The 16,702-nt window shown below is 57.3% G+C and carries 16 protein-coding genes and 1 pseudogene; 7 read left to right on the top strand and 10 right to left on the bottom strand.

All coding sequences use genetic code 11. The features are described from left to right. Nucleotides 1-77: 77 nt before the first annotated feature. From msrQ to htpX, 3 genes are all read right to left on the bottom strand, one after another. The gene (gene msrQ / locus NUV55_RS07270) at nucleotides 78-701 is read right to left on the bottom strand and encodes a protein-methionine-sulfoxide reductase heme-binding subunit MsrQ (RefSeq protein ID WP_296671644.1); all 624 of its coding nucleotides are present in this window, start codon (nucleotides 699-701) and stop codon (nucleotides 78-80) included. 19 nt (nucleotides 702-720) lie between these two features. Further along, on the bottom strand, nucleotides 721-1,683 hold the full coding sequence (gene msrP, locus NUV55_RS07265) for a protein-methionine-sulfoxide reductase catalytic subunit MsrP (RefSeq protein ID WP_367280379.1): 963 nt from the start codon (nucleotides 1,681-1,683) through the stop codon (nucleotides 721-723). 256 nt (nucleotides 1,684-1,939) lie between these two features. Continuing rightward, nucleotides 1,940-2,824, bottom strand: coding sequence for a protease HtpX (gene htpX, locus NUV55_RS07260; protein WP_296671641.1), 885 nt, complete (start codon nucleotides 2,822-2,824; stop codon nucleotides 1,940-1,942). Between the two features lie 241 nt (nucleotides 2,825-3,065). Between htpX and NUV55_RS07255 the strand changes: the two genes are divergently transcribed. Next, nucleotides 3,066-4,289, top strand: coding sequence for a hypothetical protein (locus NUV55_RS07255; protein ID WP_296671640.1), 1,224 nt, complete (start codon nucleotides 3,066-3,068; stop codon nucleotides 4,287-4,289). A gap of 168 nt (nucleotides 4,290-4,457) precedes the next feature. Here NUV55_RS07255 and NUV55_RS07250 read toward each other — a convergent pair whose 3' ends face one another. Together NUV55_RS07250 and NUV55_RS07245 are read right to left on the bottom strand one after the other, a co-directional pair. Beyond that, nucleotides 4,458-4,772 carry a DUF2007 domain-containing protein gene (locus NUV55_RS07250; protein WP_296671638.1) on the bottom strand — a complete coding sequence of 105 codons (315 nt, stop codon included), beginning with the start codon at nucleotides 4,770-4,772 and terminating at the stop codon, nucleotides 4,458-4,460. A 125-nt stretch (nucleotides 4,773-4,897) separates the two neighbouring features. After that, a complete protein-coding gene (locus NUV55_RS07245; protein ID WP_296671634.1) occupies nucleotides 4,898-5,107 on the bottom strand; it encodes a dodecin in 210 nt (69 codons plus the stop codon). A gap of 197 nt (nucleotides 5,108-5,304) precedes the next feature. Here NUV55_RS07245 and NUV55_RS07240 point away from each other — a divergent pair, with 197 nt between their 5' ends. Further along, nucleotides 5,305-6,576, top strand: coding sequence for an HD-GYP domain-containing protein (locus NUV55_RS07240; RefSeq protein WP_296671633.1), 1,272 nt, complete (start codon nucleotides 5,305-5,307; stop codon nucleotides 6,574-6,576). 10 nt (nucleotides 6,577-6,586) lie between these two features. On the opposite strand, the gene NUV55_RS07235 is transcribed toward NUV55_RS07240, so the two are convergent. The 3 genes and pseudogenes from NUV55_RS07235 to NUV55_RS07225 form a co-directional block, all read right to left on the bottom strand. After that, on the bottom strand, nucleotides 6,587-7,246 hold the full coding sequence (locus NUV55_RS07235; protein ID WP_296671631.1) for a MarC family protein: 660 nt from the start codon (nucleotides 7,244-7,246) through the stop codon (nucleotides 6,587-6,589). A gap of 582 nt (nucleotides 7,247-7,828) precedes the next feature. Beyond that, nucleotides 7,829-8,626: a hypothetical protein gene (locus NUV55_RS07230; RefSeq protein WP_296671630.1), complete on the bottom strand. Its 798-nt coding sequence runs from the start codon at nucleotides 8,624-8,626 to the stop codon at nucleotides 7,829-7,831. Nucleotides 8,627-8,750: 124 nt separating this feature from the next. Continuing rightward, nucleotides 8,751-9,158 (bottom strand): annotated as a pseudogene (locus NUV55_RS07225) (endonuclease V); the annotation flags it as partial. Nucleotides 9,159-9,371: 213 nt separating this feature from the next. Here NUV55_RS07225 and NUV55_RS07220 point away from each other — a divergent pair. The 4 genes from NUV55_RS07220 (at nucleotide 9,372) to NUV55_RS07205 (ending at nucleotide 13,620) form a co-directional block, all read left to right on the top strand. Further along, nucleotides 9,372-9,599: a hypothetical protein gene (locus tag NUV55_RS07220; RefSeq protein WP_296671627.1), complete on the top strand. Its 228-nt coding sequence runs from the start codon at nucleotides 9,372-9,374 to the stop codon at nucleotides 9,597-9,599. 278 nt (nucleotides 9,600-9,877) lie between these two features. Beyond that, nucleotides 9,878-11,197, top strand: a complete 1,320-nt coding sequence (locus NUV55_RS07215; RefSeq protein ID WP_296671626.1) for a DEAD/DEAH box helicase — start codon at nucleotides 9,878-9,880, stop codon at nucleotides 11,195-11,197. A gap of 263 nt (nucleotides 11,198-11,460) precedes the next feature. Further along, on the top strand, nucleotides 11,461-11,862 hold the full coding sequence (locus NUV55_RS07210; RefSeq protein ID WP_296671624.1) for an RNA-binding protein: 402 nt from the start codon (nucleotides 11,461-11,463) through the stop codon (nucleotides 11,860-11,862). A 273-nt stretch (nucleotides 11,863-12,135) separates the two neighbouring features. Beyond that, a complete protein-coding gene (locus NUV55_RS07205) occupies nucleotides 12,136-13,620 on the top strand; it encodes a 2Fe-2S iron-sulfur cluster-binding protein (protein WP_296671623.1) in 1,485 nt (494 codons plus the stop codon). 5 nt (nucleotides 13,621-13,625) lie between these two features. On the opposite strand, the gene NUV55_RS07200 is transcribed toward NUV55_RS07205, so the two are convergent. Beyond that, a complete protein-coding gene (locus tag NUV55_RS07200; protein ID WP_296671622.1) occupies nucleotides 13,626-15,560 on the bottom strand; it encodes a S9 family peptidase in 1,935 nt (644 codons plus the stop codon). Continuing rightward, nucleotides 15,557-15,964 (bottom strand): secondary thiamine-phosphate synthase enzyme YjbQ, encoded by a 408-nt coding sequence (locus NUV55_RS07195; RefSeq protein ID WP_296671620.1) that lies wholly within the window; start codon nucleotides 15,962-15,964, stop codon nucleotides 15,557-15,559. Before NUV55_RS07195 ends, NUV55_RS07200 begins: the two co-directional genes overlap by 4 nt. A 189-nt stretch (nucleotides 15,965-16,153) precedes the next feature. Between NUV55_RS07195 and NUV55_RS07190 the strand changes: the two genes are divergently transcribed. Then, nucleotides 16,154-16,636 carry a peptidylprolyl isomerase gene (locus tag NUV55_RS07190; RefSeq protein WP_296671619.1) on the top strand — a complete coding sequence of 161 codons (483 nt, stop codon included), beginning with the start codon at nucleotides 16,154-16,156 and terminating at the stop codon, nucleotides 16,634-16,636. Nucleotides 16,637-16,702: the final 66 nt, after the last annotated feature.

Genomic DNA, 16,702 nt, shown 5'->3' with positions numbered 1-16,702 from the left:
AATCATTCCACTTTGCCTTGTAACTGGCAAGTATGCACTGATTCCGGGGATCCAGCGGCAGGTGCAGCGAGAAGAAGTTACGTTGACGTGCCAGGCACGATCGCACTGTTTAACCGGCGTGCCCGGACCCACAACCGGAACCCCAATAACAAAGCCAGGATGGCAGCGTAAACCAGCGGCTCGCTGATATCGGACTTCACCAGCCACAGGAAATGCACCACACCGCCGATGCCGATGAGATAAACCAGGCGATGTAATTGCTGCCAGCGTTTCGCGCCCAGCCGGCGGACCATGGCATTCGTGGAGGTCACGGCCAGCGGTATCAGCATCAGAAAACTGGCAAAGCCCACCGTGATATACGGCCGCTTGATCACGTCTTTAACGATATCCGCGAGCACGAAATACTGGTCGAGCCAGACGTAGGACAGGAAATGCAGGCAGACATAAAAAAAGACGAACAGTCCCAGCATGCGCCGGTAACGCAATAAAGAATTCCAGCCAGTCAGTTTTCTCAATGGCGTTACCGCCAGCGTGAGCATCAGAAAACGCAGCACCCAGTCACCAGTATAACGGTTGATCGTTTCGATGGGATTGGCGCCTAAATGATTATTAACAGCCCGGAAGACGAGATACGCCAGCGGAATCAGCGCTACAACAAACAACGCGGATTTCAGAAATTTATGGATGGCAGGACTCGACATGATCGCCGCAGGACAAGGCTCAGAAAAACTTTTTCAGGTCCATACCGGTATACAGCGAGGCCACCTGCTCGGCATAGCCGTTGAACATGGGCGTTTTGCGCTTGGGTGAAAACAGCGAGTCCTCGCCAATGCGCCGCTCGGCGGCCTGGCTCCAGCGCGGATGATCCACCGTGGGATTCACGTTCGAATAGAAACCATATTCGCGCGGACCGGACTTCATCCAGGTGGTTAACGGCTGCTTTTCGACAAAACGGATTTTCACGATGGACTTGATGCTCTTGAAACCGTATTTCCATGGCACCACGAGCCGAATCGGCGCTCCGTTCTGGCTCGGCATGACTTCGCCGTAAAGGCCCACGGCCAGGATAGTCAGCGAGTGCATGGCCTCGTCAAGGCGCAGTCCTTCGACGTACGGCCAGTCGAGACCGGCGCCCAACAATCCCGGTCTCTGGCCGGGCATCTGCGCAGGATCTTGTAACGTGGTGAACTCGACATACTTGGCGCGCGAGGTTGGCCCGAGGCGGCGGATCAGGTCGCGCAGGGGAAACCCCACCCACGGAACCACCATGGACCAGGCCTCAACGCAACGCAGGCGATAAATACGTTCCTCCAGCGGATAGTGCTTGAGAAGTTCCTCGAACTGATACTGGGCAGGCTTTTTGATCTCGCCTTCGATGCTGATGGTCCAGGGAAAGGTGCGGAAATTCTGTGCATGTCGGGCAGGATCGCTTTTGTCCGTGCCGAACTCGTAGAAATTGTTATAGGTCGTGATGTCCTGGAAGGAAGTCAGCTTCTCGACCGTGGAAAGCGGGCTCTTGCGCACGTTGGGAATTTTCTGCCCGGCTGATACCACATTGGGTAACAGAGCCGCGGTGGCGCCAGCGGCGGCCACGGCGGCGGCCTCGCGTAGGAAGCGCCGGCGATTCAGATAGACGTCCCTGGGAGTAATCTCGCTCGGGTTGATATCGGCAGGCTTGCGGATGATGAGCATATCTTGTCCCCGGGAGTTATTCGGACTGGGTAGTCCCCGTATTGCGACCGTTCTTTTGAATAATAGTTGCTGCCGGGCACGGCGGGCGGTTCGTCAATGGTCGCTACGCGCTACTCTAATGACATGACGAGCGAGCGTGGCGAGCAGGACTTCAGTATCGCGCTCTCGCGACATTACTACATCCGTGTAGGGCAAAAAACCCGCCGAGCGAGGCCCGGCGGGTTTCTGTTCGTCTACCTCTCAACAATCAGCGCGACTGTTGCAAGGCGGCGATGCGTTCATCCAGCGGCGGATGCGACATGAATAAGCGCTTCCAGCCACCGACCTGCCCGCTGGAGATACCGAAGGCGGCCAATTGCTCGGGCAGTTGCGCCGGTTCGTGCATTGTCTTGAGGCGCTGCAGCGCCGCAATCATCTTCTCGCGGCCGGCGAGTTTGGCACCGCCCCGGTCAGCGCGGAATTCACGTTGGCGGCTGAACCACATGACGATCATGCTCGCCAGGATGCCAAGCACGATCTGCGCCACGATGCTGGTGACAAAATACCCTATCCCGAAACCGCGATCGTTCTTGAGCAGCACGCGATCGACGAAATATCCGATCACGCGAGACAAAACGATCACGAAGGTGTTGAGCACGCCCTGAATCAGCGCCAGTGTCACCATGTCGCCGTTCGCTACGTGCGTAATCTCATGACCCAGCACGGCTTCGGCCTCGTCCTTGTCCATGGACTGCAACAGGCCGGTGCTGACGGCGACCAGCGCCGCGTCGCGGCGCATGCCGGTGGCGAAGGCGTTAATGTCCGGAGCCTCATAAACCGCCACTTCCGGCATGCCGATGCCGGCCTGCTTGGCCTGGCGCCGCACTGTTTCAAATAGCCACTGCTCCGTGGCATTGCGCGGTTGCTCGATGACCTTCGCACCGGTGGCACGTTTTGCCATCCACTTGGACATGGCCAGCGAAATGAACGAGCCGCCGAAACCGATCACCGCCGCGAAAATAATAAGAGACTGCAGATTCAGCCCGCCCGGTATCTCCTCAACGCCCAGTACGCGAATCAGGATACTGGCAGCAACACTGAGCACCAGCAGGACAGCGATGTTGGTCACCAAGAACAGGAATACGCGCTTCATAAAATTTGGATTCTCCAGTGAAATAAACAGTTTCCAAGCCGTTAGATGGGGGCAACGTCCCACAAGTTCAATCCCCAGCCGTCTGTCGCCGTCCTTCCTGCATCCGCCCAGTCAGGCCGATTAAGACAGCACAAGTGTTGTATAATTTATAATGAAGCGCCTGGATAAAGCCAGCTTGACCGTGTAATCACGCAATTTGGCCGCGTCATTCCAGAAGCGCCCTACTCGCCGCGTGCCGCCCATGAAGCTTGAAGACAAACCCGCTGAACCCCAATACCGCGAAGCGCTTGTTTCGATGACGGCGCTTGTCTTCATTGAAGAGCATGCGTTGCTGCGACCCGACCAGTTAGGAGATGCAAAAAACAGCTTGCAGGCGCTGTTCCTGCATACCAGCGGCGAGGAAACCATGCTGCGCAAGCTCATTGATATCCTCAAAATTACCAAGCAGATTCACCAGTCGTTTGCCAGCATCTCCAATGTCCTCTCCGGCATCACTCGCGGCGTGCAGACGGTGGACGACAAGGTCGCCGCCTACAAGCAGGCGCTGGCAACGATGACCCTGAGCGCCGAGGAAAACACCGCCTTCGCCGGTCCGTTCCTGTCGTTCTCACAAGCACTGTTGCAGAAAATGGAAACCTTCGACGAAAACATGCACCAGTACGTCGAGTTCAAGGAGACCGAGGCGCGCTATACGAGCATCCACCACATCGCCATGGAGGCGCGCGAACGCCTGAAACAGCGTCTCGCCGGCGTGCTCGGCTCCAAGACCGGGAGCGAGGTCGAAAACCGTATCCGTCAGAACGTCGTCAGCTCCTTTGACTACAGCGAAGCGGAAACCAACCTTCAATTCGCACGGCGTGACGCGCATAACAAGGCGGAGGAAATCCTGGAACAACTCGAGGATATCCGGGCGATGTGCCTGATGGCCAAGAATCCCTCGATGCGGGAAAAGAACGAAGACTCGACCAATATATCGGTTACGGTTTCATCGCTCTCCGCTGCACCGGCAACCAACAGAACCAAGTCCAAGGTTGAGTACGATGACGTATTCGCCATGTTCGCCAAGGCCCTGCGTGCGCACCCGCGGCTGCTGCATCTCAAGGACATTGTGCTGGAACTGTTCAAGCTCTATCAGCATTCCTACGGAATGCTCCGCCTGGATTGCAACAGCCTCACCAAGGCCATCGAAACCATGTTTGACAATTCCCTGGCCTATTTCGAAGCCAAAGAAGAGGACCAGGACATCCGCACCAAGCGCGAGAAGCTCAAGATGATTGAGGGCCTGATCCCCTTCCTGGAGCATACCGCCGTGGCCATGACCGAAGACACGGTTCTGAGTTATGGACGATTTTCGCGCAAGATTTCCGACATCATTTCAGAAAAGCGTGCGCCGTGGGCGCATGTCGCCGAATACCTGCTGCGCGCCAAGGTGCAGGCCGAGGCCGACCTCAGCACGCGTTTGTAATTATCCAAAAAACAACAGACAGGATTCACAGGATCAAAAACAGGATTAACAGGATTTAGATATAATTTCCAACATCATCTAATTCTTAATCCTGTAAATCCTGAAAAATCCTGTTAATCCTGTCTATTTCTCTCTATCGGAAACTCCGAACATTTGTGCTTCGTGGTTTCATGAAACCGGCAAGGGCTTGCCACACTGCCAGCAGATTTCAAATCCCGGCGGATTGGATTCACCGCAGCCCGTACACCGCAACGGAATTGTCGAGGCGGGAGCGCGCTCAAACTCCACAAGAATCTTGCGCGCCCGCATCTCCTGGGCCGGTTCCATGATCCAGATTTCAGGATAAGCGTGGGTGAAAGGAAGTTCGCCGAGACCGCCTTGCGCGTGCTCATTGAGCACTCGCGCCTCAATACCGGCCTGCGCCAGTTGGTGCAGAAGCAGATGGGCCTCCGGCAGATTGGCCGCAGTGCACAGACGAAGCATCCTGAAGAAGTCCTGATTTATATGATTATCTACCGCAGAGAACGCAGAGTACGCGGAGAAAAATCATGAAATTAACAGAAAACCCTCTGCGATCTCTGCGGTGAAAATTCATATTTCAGAAATTCCTAATCCTCCATGCGGAAACCAAGCTTTATCTTGACCTGCCAGTGGGCGATCTTGCCTTTCTCGAGATGGCCACGAGTTTCAACAACCTCGAACCAGTCCAGATTCCGCAGGGACTTGGCGGCACGGGAGATGGCATTCTGGATGGCCATGTCTGTGCTCTGGGTGGACGAGCCCACCAGTTCCACCACCTTATAGGTATGTTCGCTCATGCTCGATTTCCTCCATGGAGTGTTAAGACGGACCCATTGTGGCAGCTTCTCCCGATTCTGTCCGCTGCCGGCACTGACTGGCAACACCCGATTGCTTTCCTTGGGGGTATGAATATTTCTGTCCTACAATATGTTTAGTGGCTGTGGCAGTGGTTTCGTACGGAATCACGGAATGACAGGGAACCCGCGGGTCAAGAATGGGTAAAAGAAAGCTCGAGGTACAGCAACTCAAGATAGGGATGTACGTCCGCGAACTGGACCGTCCCTGGCGCGAAACTCCCTTCATCTTCCAAGGCTTCGAAATCCGCAGCGAAGATGAAATCCGCGACCTGCAGCGCTACTGCCAGCACGTCTACGTCGATATCCCCGAAGTCTACCAAAAGCCAATTCCACGTACTCCGGCGGAAAAGGCCGTCGCCGAGGAAGTGTTACAACACAGGAAAGTCGAACGCGATCTTCTCATCAAGGTTGCCAGTCATCCACTGCTCAAGCCGGTCTACCACGATCAAACCCGCCTGGAGCAGGAGATCGAAGCCGCCCGAGAAATTCATCATGAAACCCGGGAGCTGGTATACACCCTGCTGGAGGATGTGCGCCTCGGAAAAAACATCAACAGTCTTGGCGCCAAAAAGGTGGTCGCCGAGATGGTGGAAAGCGTTATTCGCAATCCGGATGCGCTCACCAGCTTCGCTCAGCTGAAAAAGAAAGACGAATACACCGCGCAACACAGTATGCGCGTCTGCATTCTGGCGCTCTCCTTCGGTCGTCATCTTGGACTGGATCAACACGAGCTCAACCTGCTAGGCCTTGGCGCGTTGCTGCACGACATCGGAAAGATGAGGGTGCCGAACGAGATTTTGAACAAACCCGGCGCGCTCACTGAATATGAATATGCACAAATGAAAAGCCACGTGCCGCACGGCGTGGCCATTCTGGAAAAATCCTCCGGGATTCCACCCCCCGCCGTCCAGGTGGCGCGCTGCCATCACGAACGTTACAGCGGCGGCGGTTACATCGGCGGCCTTAAAGGGGACGATATCGGAATGTTCGGCATGATCGGAGGCATCGTGGACTGCTACGATGCCATCTCCAGCGACCGCGCCTATCACACCGGCATGTCAGCCCATGCCGCGCTGAAAAAGATGTATGAGTGGCGCCACCGCGACTTCCACCCCGGCTTGGTGGAGCAATTCATCCAGTGCATGGGAATTTATCCGATCGGGAGCGTGGTGGAACTCAACACCGGCGAGATCGGCGTGGTCGTGACCATGAACCGCGTGCGCCGGCTGAAACCCCAGGTGGCACTGGTACTGCAACCCGACTACTACCCGGTCCCGGGCGCCACGACCGTGGACCTCACCGACTACAAGACGCGCGATGGACGGCCGTGCGAGATTGACCGCGTGCTCGATCCGGGTACCTACGGCATCAATCCGGTGCAATATCTCCCCGTCGACACCGCCGCCTGATGTTATCGGATCAGATCGTCAACATCTGTGACGCGTTTTCCCCGATCATCATAAAACCTTCCTGCCAGCCGTTCAGCACGAACTGAACCGCCAGTGCCGCGAGCACCACGCCGAGTACGCGGCTGATAACGTTCGCGCCGGTCTCGCCCATGAGCGCCATGATGCGCGCCGAAAAAATCAACGAAACCAGTGTCACCAGCAGCACTACCAGGATCACCGCCAGCACCGTGCCGATCACAAGCGGATCATCGCCCTGGTCGCCCACCATGAGCAGCACCGAGGTCAATGCGCCCGGACCGGCAATGAGCGGAATGGCCAGGGGGAAAACCGAGATATCCTTTTTCGTCTCCGCCTCGCGCTGTTCGCGTTCGGTAGTGGAGCGCAACCCGGAATGGCGGGCAAACACCATGTCGACCGCGAGCAGAAACAGCAGCAACCCACCCGCGATTTGAAACGCCGGCATGCCGATGCCAAGCGCATCCAGCAGCATGCCGCCGGCCAACGCGAACACCACCAGAATCCCCCCCGCGATAGTCGTTCCACGGATGGCGATACGGCGTTTGGTGGTCACCGATTCACCGTGCGTCAGCGCCGCAAAAAGCGGGGCCACGGCCACCGGGTCAACCACCACGAGCAGGATAATCAGCGAATCCACAAACAGGTCGAACACGGCGCCTCCCTTCGCGTGAGAATGAGTCTAACTCTACCCTGTGCGCGGCAATCCGCAAAACCGTGACCGTGGAGGCGGGAGATTCATTGGAGTTTCCAACAAAATCGAAACTAAAACCTTAAACCACGGGGAGCACGGGGAGTGAAAAGTGCCGGAAAAACGGGGAGGCTATTTATGTTTTTATCTGCTTTCCCCGTGTTCCCCGTGGTTTGAAGTTCATTTTGTTACGGTTCTTGATAATGACGTGGAAATTCGCGGGCAAAAAAAATTCCGCCGCTCTAAACCAGGCCACCAGGGAGAAGTGACGGCCGTGTGGAGACACGAGCGGCGGATTGCCCTACTGAGGCAACAACGCGCGAACTCTGGCAGAAACATCCCCCTGATGCTTTGACACAGATCAAGAAGACGTCGTGTCGTCATTCTGGAATAATTTTAAACCAAGGAGTCAACCACACGCGTCGGGGAAATATGCAACCACGAAGTTGTCTCTGTTAAACAGGAAAGCTACTGCAGAAGCGGCACAACTGAATGTGGACGGTCGGATGGAAGCAAGAACAGCAAAGAAGAAAACAATTCGCGCCGCTACTGACTCAACTTGAGCGTGACGCCCACTCCCCAGTCGGGGCTGCCATCGGCGAAGCCGGCAATCAAATATACTGTGAGCCGTGTCTTCGGCCCTGGCTTGTCGCTCAAAAACAGCATCAATTCCGACTTTCCATCCACGCCAGGCAGCGGCGCCTGCTGTGCATACAATTCCACGCCGGCAGCACGGGAGGCATTGAGACGTCGAGATACTCCCACCGATCCATAAAAGATATCGTCGTAATCAATACCCGGTGGATCACCGAGCATCTTGTACCCGGCAGTACCAAAGATCGTGTTATTGTCACTGGTCTTTTCCGCCTCCAGCTGAATGGAGACGTCGTCCTCTCCCGTACTCAGGTTATCCTGCTCATCGGCGGTGCCAAGCTTGATGAGTCCGCCCAGACCCACGCGCCAGCCGGCGTCCTGCGCGATCACGTGCGAGGCCGACAATTCGATATCGCCCAGCCCGGATTCCGTCCGGCTCGTTGTGGACATCGTTGTACGCGGCATGCCTTGCATACTGCCCGACGCCACGACATTGCCGGCCCCCTCGACGACGACATAAGGCATGGTCAGCGCCATCATGTTGCGGTCCGTTTCATACCGGAGCGTGGCCGGGAAATACCACATCTTGGTTTTGCTGGAAGTTCCGTAATCACCCGAGGTGTATTCCGCCCCCAGGCTGATACTGGTCTCGCCGGGGGTTGCCGCCTGCGCCTGCGGCAATACGACACATAATACTGCCAGGGCCAGCGCAGAAAACAGATGATTCCGATAACACAAAACATTTTTCATGGTCATGATCCATCAGATGAATTGGAGAAATAGCGTACGGCATTATCAGACGCAACATTGATGCCATGGTACAGAGATACCCCCGCGGGTCGTTGACCCTGATCAAAAAAACAGCGCGCGGCAATTAAACCGCGGAGGCCAGCCGATGCGCGCGACGCGTTGTTTCCGGCAAGCGGAAGCGCGTCGTGCTGCGCAGAACATAATCAATGGCGGTGGCGAGACTGATTCGATGGCCGATGGACACATAAACCGGCATCACGCCGGTGCGCGTTCGCAGCACCGCGCCGATGATTTCTGAGTGCGCGCGAAGCGCGCCACGTCTCGCCCCCTTCTCCCCTTGCGGGAGAAGGGATGGGGATGAGGGGTGACCGAGCAGCGGCGTCCATGCGCCCTTCGTGTCCGGCACTTCGCCATGCGTTCCGATCAGTCGCGACTTGGCCACGCCGATGCTGGGAATATCGAGCAACAAACCGAGATGACAGGCCAGTCCGAACCGCCGCGGGTGCGCCAACCCCTGCCCGTCACATATCAATGTACGATACATCCTCGATGCCGGTTCCCGGCCGGGCCAATTTGCCTTTTCCCGGACAGGTGGATATTGTATTCCGGCCTGTTGATCTGACTCATTCACGCGAGCTAATCAAAAGGGCGATTTCAATCTTTTGATATATAGCGTCAGCACTACAGCATAGGGTAGAGAAAGATGTATCAGTGTCCTCATTGCGGAAAACCCGCGATAAGTTCGTTGCGCAAGATTTTTTTGGGGCCCGGCGCTCCCGTACCCTGCCAGGCCTGCGAAAAAGCCGTCAAGGTCTCCTTTCCGGACTGGTTGAAGGCCGCCCTGCCGGGCGCTGCCGTCATGGTCGCCGCCCTGTTCTTCGACACCAACCTGATGGTTTATGGCCTGAGCCTGATTGGCCTGGCGCTTATGGTAGGGCTGCATTTGCTGTGGGTCCCCTTGGTCAAGGAATAATCCTCCGTGGACACCCTGTCCGCGAGCGCAAACTGGCTTTCCCCCGAGTATTCCTGTATGGTTCGCGCCGGCTAAACGATCCAGACAGTAATGTTGGATTCAGCCAATAAGTTCATCGCTCTCTGACCCACCTTCTGGTTTCAGTTTCCCTGGAATTTCAGCAATTAAACGGTTGGCGACGATGTGTTCGCGCCAGCAGTTTGTCACCACCGTTGCCTGATGCAGGTAAACGGTTGCGCTTATCTGCACGCACCATTTATCTCATTCAAGGAAATATTGTGACTTTTGAAAAACTAGCTTTACACCCGTCTATCCTCAAGGCCATCAGCGAGAGCGGTTACACCGTGCCTACTCCAATCCAGGCGCAGGCAATCCCCGCGGCACTGGAAGGCCACGACCTCATGGCTTCGGCCCAGACCGGCACCGGCAAGACAGCCGCATTCGTCATGCCCTCGCTGCAACGGCTGAGCACGCCGTCGACCAAAAATTCCCGCGGCCCGCGCGTGCTGGTGCTGACACCCACACGCGAGCTCGCCAACCAGGTAACAGCGGCCGCCATCAAATACGGCAAGCACATGCGTTTTCGCATCGGCAGCGTCGTCGGCGGCATGCCCTATCCGCCGCAGATGCGGCTGCTGTCCCAACCGCTGGATATTCTGGTGGCGACACCCGGACGGCTGCTGGACCACATGGAACGTGGACGCATCGACTACTCGCGCCTGGAAATACTGGTGCTGGACGAGGCCGACCGCATGCTCGACATGGGTTTCATTCACGCGGTGGAAGAAATCGCCGCCGCCACACCGGCCACCCGTCAGACACTGCTGTTTTCCGCGACGCTCGAAGGCAATATCGCCAAACTGGCACGCCGCCTGCTGAAAAACCCCAAGCTCATCCAGATCGCGACACCGCAGGAACGACATGAAAATATCGAGCAACGCCTGCATCACGTGGACGATGGCGCGCACAAGCAGCGCCTGCTGACTCACCTGTTGGATGATATCAACATGAACAAGGCCATCGTGTTCACCGCTACCAAGCGGGGAGCGGATCGTCTTGCCAAAACCCTGCACGCCAAGGGGCACCCGGCCGCGGCACTGCACGGTGACATGAACCAGAACCAGCGTAACCGCGCGATCACCAATTTGCGTTCAGGCTCGGTGCGCTTGCTGGTGGCCACCGACGTGGCCGCTCGCGGTATCGACGTCTCCGGCATTACCCATGTCATCAACTTCGATCTCCCGAAAAGCGCGGAGGATTATGTGCATCGCATCGGCCGCACCGGCCGCGCAGGCGCCAAGGGCATCGCCATCTCGTTCGCCGCGCCGGATAATTTCCAGCAGCTGCGGGATATCGAGCGTTACACCCGCCAGGCGATTCCGGCCCATGTCATACCCGGCATGGAACCGACCCTGCGCCCGCGACAGCACGCACCCTCGGCCCACCGTCGCGGCGGCCCGTCTAGCAACAAACCGCATCGCCAAAACGGTGCGCCGCACCATTTCAAAGCAAAAAACGGCGGGAATCATCCTCGTCACGGCCAAGGCCCGCGCCATGGCTCGGGTGGCACCGGCCGCACTGTAAAGGCATTCGGCTAACCGGCGCGCCGCTCCTGCCCCCCGGCAGGCCGATGATCGGGTGGAGTTCTTTGGACACTTGGACGCCGGCAAATCACAGGCGTATTATCCGTCGCGGATGCCGAAGAAGCTGGGTCACTGAAGCCCACCCTTCCTTACATTGATGCCAAGGAACTGGTTCACGCCCGATCATTCGCCTATCCGACCGCGCACTTTCACAGCCATCGTTTCCGAAAGCGAAGCACGGTCCACGATGCCTTACCCTTTCAATCCAGGAGTTTGATATGAATATCTTCGTAGGAAATCTGTCGCGCGATGTCACGGAAGAAGACTTGCGCGAGGCCTTCAGCGCCTTCGGGCAGATCAGCAAGGTCACCATTCTCAAAGACAAGTTCAGTGGCGAGCCGCGTGGTTTCGGATTTGTTGAAATGCCGGCGAAGGCCGAGGCAACGGCCGCCATCAACGGCATGAACCAGAAAGACCTGAAAGGTCGCGCGCTGAATGTCAACGAAGCCCGGCCCAAGACTGATCGTCCTGGTGGCGGTGGTGGTGGTGGTGGTGGTGGTGGCGGTGGTGGTGGCCGCGGTGGCTTTGGGAATCGTGGTGGTGGTGGCGGTGGTGGCGGCTGGGGAAATCGCGGCGGTGGTGGCGGTGGTGGTGGCGGTGGCGGGCGACGGAGTTACTAGACCTCCCGATCTGCCTATTTAGCCAGACAGTCTCAACTCATCTTTCTCCATCTGACGTCGGAGCGGGGCAAAGCCAGACAATGGCTTGCCCCGCAAGCCGGTTTTTTATATCCCCGATACTTGGCATACGGCATTTGCCATGACGTTTTATATTTCCCCAATTATCTCTGCAGTAAACCGCGCCTCATGCCTCTCTGTAAGGTTGTCATGCTGACTATAGTCGGGTGATTTAATTCAACCGACACGGCCCAGACACGTTGGTGGGATTGATCCATGCCAGACCAGTCAAATAACGGCGCACAGTTACTTAGCTTGACGCGCGCCGCGCGTCTTGTGGGCGTCACGCGTGGCGCGCTCCAGAAAAAAATCAAGAAAGGCGAGCTGGAAACCTTCGAGGGCATGGTCAAGCCCGAGGATTTGCTGCGCGCCTATCCGGATACACAACTGGACAACAGCGGTGAACTGGAGCGCTTCACCCACATCAAGGACGATGCCTTTGCCCACCGTGTGCGTGAAGTACTGCTGCCCGGACCCGAGGTGCTGGCCGAACGTCTCTCCGGGCTGAGCAAGGAACTGGCAAAAACACGGATGCAGGTGGGGCGCTACAAAACCATCACCGACTGGCTGTATGACAAATTCAGTGAGCATGAAAGGTCCGGCGGTCAGGATATCCGCAATATCATGGGGCCTCTCAAGCTGTGGCTACGGCATGAACTGGAGAAGCAGTCGCCCAACGACTATCTTCAATCCTACGTCGTCAAGGAGAGTTTTCTCCGCCTCATGACCGCCCATGTTCGCCTCGTTCCGGGCCAACGCGAGTTTTTCGTGGAAGGTTCGGACACCATCCTGGATGCCGCCCTGCGTGCCGGCATCTCGCTGCGTTATGGTTGCAGCAACGGCAACTGCGGTTTGTGCAAGGCCAGGGTGGTTTCCGGGAAGACGCTCCCGATGCGCCACTCCGATTACGCTTTCAGCGAGGCCGAAAAGAATCAGGGCTATGTGCTGCTGTGTTCCCACACGGCGGTGAACGATCTGGAGATCGAGGCCGCCGAGATCGGCGGCGCGCAGGATATTCCGGCACAACAAATCGCGACGCGGGTCAAGAAGATAGAGTTGCTTGGCGATAACATGGCGCTGTTGCACTTGCAGACGCCACGCACGAAGCGGCTGCAGTTCCTCGCCGGCCAGGCGGTGACGCTCGAAACCGCCAACGGCGCCGAGGCGGATTACCCGGTCGCCAGTTGCCCGTGTGACGACCGCAATCTCCAGTTTCACGTGCAGCGTCTGCCCGGCAATCGCCTCGCCGATTATGTCTTCAAAAAACTGAAACCAGGGGATATCGTTTCGCTCGTCGGACCCAAAGGGGAATTCAAGTTGGGCGAGGAATCGCCACGTTCCCTGATTTTTCTGGCCCATGGAACGGGATTCGCGCCGATCAAAAGCCTCATCGAACACGCCATGGCGCGGGACGTGGCCGAGAGCCTGCACCTGTATTGGCTCAGCGACGACGGCGGTCATTACCTCAACAATCTCTGCCGTTCCTGGACAGACGCGCTGGATAATTTCCAGTACACATCATTGACGGCGGGGGCGGCCAAATCGGACTTGGCCCTCAAGCAGCTCACGAAGGATCATCCCGATCTCAGCGGCTTCGATATCTACGCCGCCGGACCCGAAGCCTTTCTGACATCGGTGAATAAATACCTGCGCGACAATAAATTTCCGGATAACCAGCTGATCACCAGCCGCGTGGACTGATTTTTTTACGGCTGGAGATTCTCGATCGTTACCGGCATGATGGAATCGGCCGGCGTAAAACCAAACAGTCGGGAATAAAAATAAAACTCCGCCTCCAGTGCACGACGGATATTTTCCGCGCGGCGGAAGCCGTGCTGCTCGCCTTCAAACGGCACGTAAGCCACGGGTATGTGGCGCGCGCGTAGCGCGTTTACCATCTTCTCCGTTTGATCCGGCGGCACCACCTTGTCCTCCAGCCCCTGAAAGAAAATTACCGGACTACTCAAACGATCTACATGATGAATCGGTGAACGCTCAAGATATAGGTCTCGACTGGCAGGATAAGGCCCGATCAGACGATCCAGATATCGCGCCTCGAATTTATGCGTGTCCCGCACCAGTGCTTCGAGGTCGCTCACGCCATAGTAAGCCGCGCCGACGCGAAACAAACGGTGGAACGTCAACGCGCACAGCGTAGTGTATCCACCGGCACTGCCCCCGCGTATGGCGAGACGATCTTTGTCCGCCAGCCCGCGCTCCACGATATGTTGCGCTGCCGCCATGCAATCCTCCACATCGGCAACGCCCCATTGTCCGTCGAGACGGTGGCGGTAGGCACGACCATAACCCGTCGATCCACGGTAGTTCACATCCACCACGGCAAAACCGCGGCTGGTCCAGTATTGGATTCTGAGATTCAGTGACGACGATGCCGCCGATGTCGGACCGCCATGACTCAATACCAGCAAGGGTGGCATTGAGTCCGCGGTTGCATGGAAATCCTGGTTCGTGGGCGGGTAATACCAGGCGTGCGCTGTATCGCCGTGGGCCGTAGGATAGGTCAGTGTCTGCGGCGCGGACAGATAACCGGACTCCGGAATATCGGTAAGGGATGCGCGCAGGATTTCATATTGGTGAGTTACCAAGTCGAGACGCACGATTGCCGCCGGCAGCGTGGCTGAGGCCGCCACAAAAATCGCCATACCATCAGCGGCCGTGACATGACTGATGTCGCTGAATGGTGTCTCAATTTCCTCCATCCTGAGCGTGCTGGTGTCGAGCACGGCGAGATGCCACGCGCCCGCGCGGTTGAACGTGCAAACCAGACGCTGGGCCGAATCGAAGGCATAGGTGGACAGTCCGAAAATCCACTGGGGCAGGCCAAACTCCGCTTCCATGGGCGCCAGTGCCTTGACGCGCCCCTGCTGCAGGCGGTAAAGATTCCACCAATTGCTGCGGTCGGAAACAAAATACAGCGTGCCATCCGGCGCGAACAACGGCTGAAATACCGATTCTTCGCGGTTGCCCGCCACACATTGAGGGTTAACGGGCAAGCCATCCGGCCCCATGTCTGCCAGCCACAGCTCTGTGCCATCCCACGGCATGTCCGGGTGATTCCAGGAAAGCCACGCGAGTTGCCTGCCATCCGGGCTCAGGCGTGGGGAGGCGTAAAAATCCTGCCCCGCCACCAAAACGCGTGCCTCGCATTGGCCCTCCAGATCGATGGCTACGATCGTATTGACGGGCTCGCCCCCGACGCTGTGATCCTCGCCAACACAGAGCAGGCGATGATGTCGGCGGTCAATCACAGCGTCAGCGTAGCGTTTTTCCGTGCCCGTAGTAATTGCATGTGGCGGATTACCCGGTGCCAGACGATACAGAAGTTGATCGTTGTCGTTGCTGAAATACAGCACGCCCTCATCCACCGCAAAGGCTCCGCCGCCATATTCATGCACTCGCGTGCGTGCGCTGAAAGGCGCGGGCAATATTTCCTCCACGGTGCCCTCTCGCCAACGCAGGATGACATGGCGCCCACCTTCTGCGGGGCGCATTTCACTCCAGTAAATATCGGAACCGTCGAGTGCGACCTGTCCCAGGCCAACGCCGCCCTCGACGATACGATCCGCAGTGATCGGCGATTTCCAGGAACCGTACGGCGCGATTGTCTGGCGAATGCTCACTCGCCGAGATGCACCACGATCTGACGCGTGCCGCGCTTGTGCCGGTGCTCCCACAGATACACGCCCTGCCAGGTGCCGAGCGCCAGACGTCCGCCGAAAACCGGGATGCAAAGGTGTGTTGCTGTAAGCGCCGACTTGATGTGTCCCGGCATGTCATCCGGGCCTTCGTTCTGGTGGGTATATAGCGGATCGTTCTCCGGCGCCAGCCGGTTAAACCAGTGCTCCAGATCGTGCTTCACCGCTGGATCGGCATTTTCCTGAATTAACAGGCTGGCAGAGGTGTGCTGCACAAAGAGTGTGCACAGACCTTCATTGATTCCGACCTCGCGCACCACAGCCTGGATCCGATCGGTGATTTCATGCAGGCCCTGTCCGGAGACATTAACATCGAGATGTTTGATCATGAGAAATAATTTATCCGAATGAATCACCGGGAAATTTCACATGGAAGTATAAGCCCGTCCATGGAGGCTGTCTTGCCGGTTCGGCAAACCCCCGCACGTGACAGGCAGTGCCAATCCTGCTTGGGCGTCGGCCCCCATCTGCGATATAGTGGCGCACTCTTCTTACCAAATATCCATGAGGATTTCATGATGAAGGCAGCCCAGGGTATGGTTGTGTCGATGCATTACACCCTGACCGACGACAGTGGCGAAGTGCTCGACTCGAGCCGTGGCAGTGAACCGCTTAACTATCTGCACGGTCACAGCAACATCATTCCAGGACTGGAAAAAGCGCTGGAAGGCGTTTCGGCTGGCCACAAATCCAAAGTCACGGTAGCGCCCGCGGAGGGCTACGGCGAGAAAAATCCTGAGGCCATTTTCGAGGCCCCGCGTGAACATTTCCCGCCAGACATGAAGCTCGAAGTCGGCGCACGCGTCTCAGCCGACGGGCCAAACGGACCCATCACTTTTGCCATCGTCAGCATGACGGAAACCGGAGCCGTTCTCGACGCCAACCACCCGCTGGCCGGGAAGACCCTGCATTTCGATGTTGAGATTACCGAAGTCCGCACGGCCACGAAGGAAGAGCTTGAGCACGGTCACGTGCACGGTGCGGGTGGCCATCACCACTAAGTATGATCGGCTTCAAGCCGGCAGTTTTTAACTGTTGGCTTGAAGCCGACCGACTCCCCCTCTCCC

It is taken from the genome of Sulfuricaulis sp., from assembly GCF_024653915.1.
Lineage (GTDB): Bacteria > Pseudomonadota > Gammaproteobacteria > Acidiferrobacterales > Sulfurifustaceae > Sulfuricaulis.
Note: the sequence above shows the minus strand (reverse complement) of the source record. Positions and strands in the feature narration are given on the sequence as shown.

Coding starts and splice junctions, on each gene's coding strand:
- msrQ (WP_296671644.1), bottom strand. CDS start 701: ATGTCGAGTCCTGCCATCCATAAATTTCTGAAATCCGCGTTGTTTGTT.
- htpX (WP_296671641.1), bottom strand. CDS start 2,824: ATGAAGCGCGTATTCCTGTTCTTGGTGACCAACATCGCTGTCCTGCTG.
- NUV55_RS07255 (WP_296671640.1), top strand. CDS start 3,066: ATGAAGCTTGAAGACAAACCCGCTGAACCCCAATACCGCGAAGCGCTT.
- NUV55_RS07250 (WP_296671638.1), bottom strand. CDS start 4,772: ATGCTTCGTCTGTGCACTGCGGCCAATCTGCCGGAGGCCCATCTGCTT.
- NUV55_RS07245 (WP_296671634.1), bottom strand. CDS start 5,107: ATGAGCGAACATACCTATAAGGTGGTGGAACTGGTGGGCTCGTCCACC.
- NUV55_RS07240 (WP_296671633.1), top strand. CDS start 5,305: ATGGGTAAAAGAAAGCTCGAGGTACAGCAACTCAAGATAGGGATGTAC.
- NUV55_RS07230 (WP_296671630.1), bottom strand. CDS start 8,626: ATGAAAAATGTTTTGTGTTATCGGAATCATCTGTTTTCTGCGCTGGCC.
- NUV55_RS07210 (WP_296671624.1), top strand. CDS start 11,461: ATGAATATCTTCGTAGGAAATCTGTCGCGCGATGTCACGGAAGAAGAC.
- NUV55_RS07205 (WP_296671623.1), top strand. CDS start 12,136: ATGCCAGACCAGTCAAATAACGGCGCACAGTTACTTAGCTTGACGCGC.
- NUV55_RS07195 (WP_296671620.1), bottom strand. CDS start 15,964: ATGATCAAACATCTCGATGTTAATGTCTCCGGACAGGGCCTGCATGAA.
- NUV55_RS07190 (WP_296671619.1), top strand. CDS start 16,154: ATGAAGGCAGCCCAGGGTATGGTTGTGTCGATGCATTACACCCTGACC.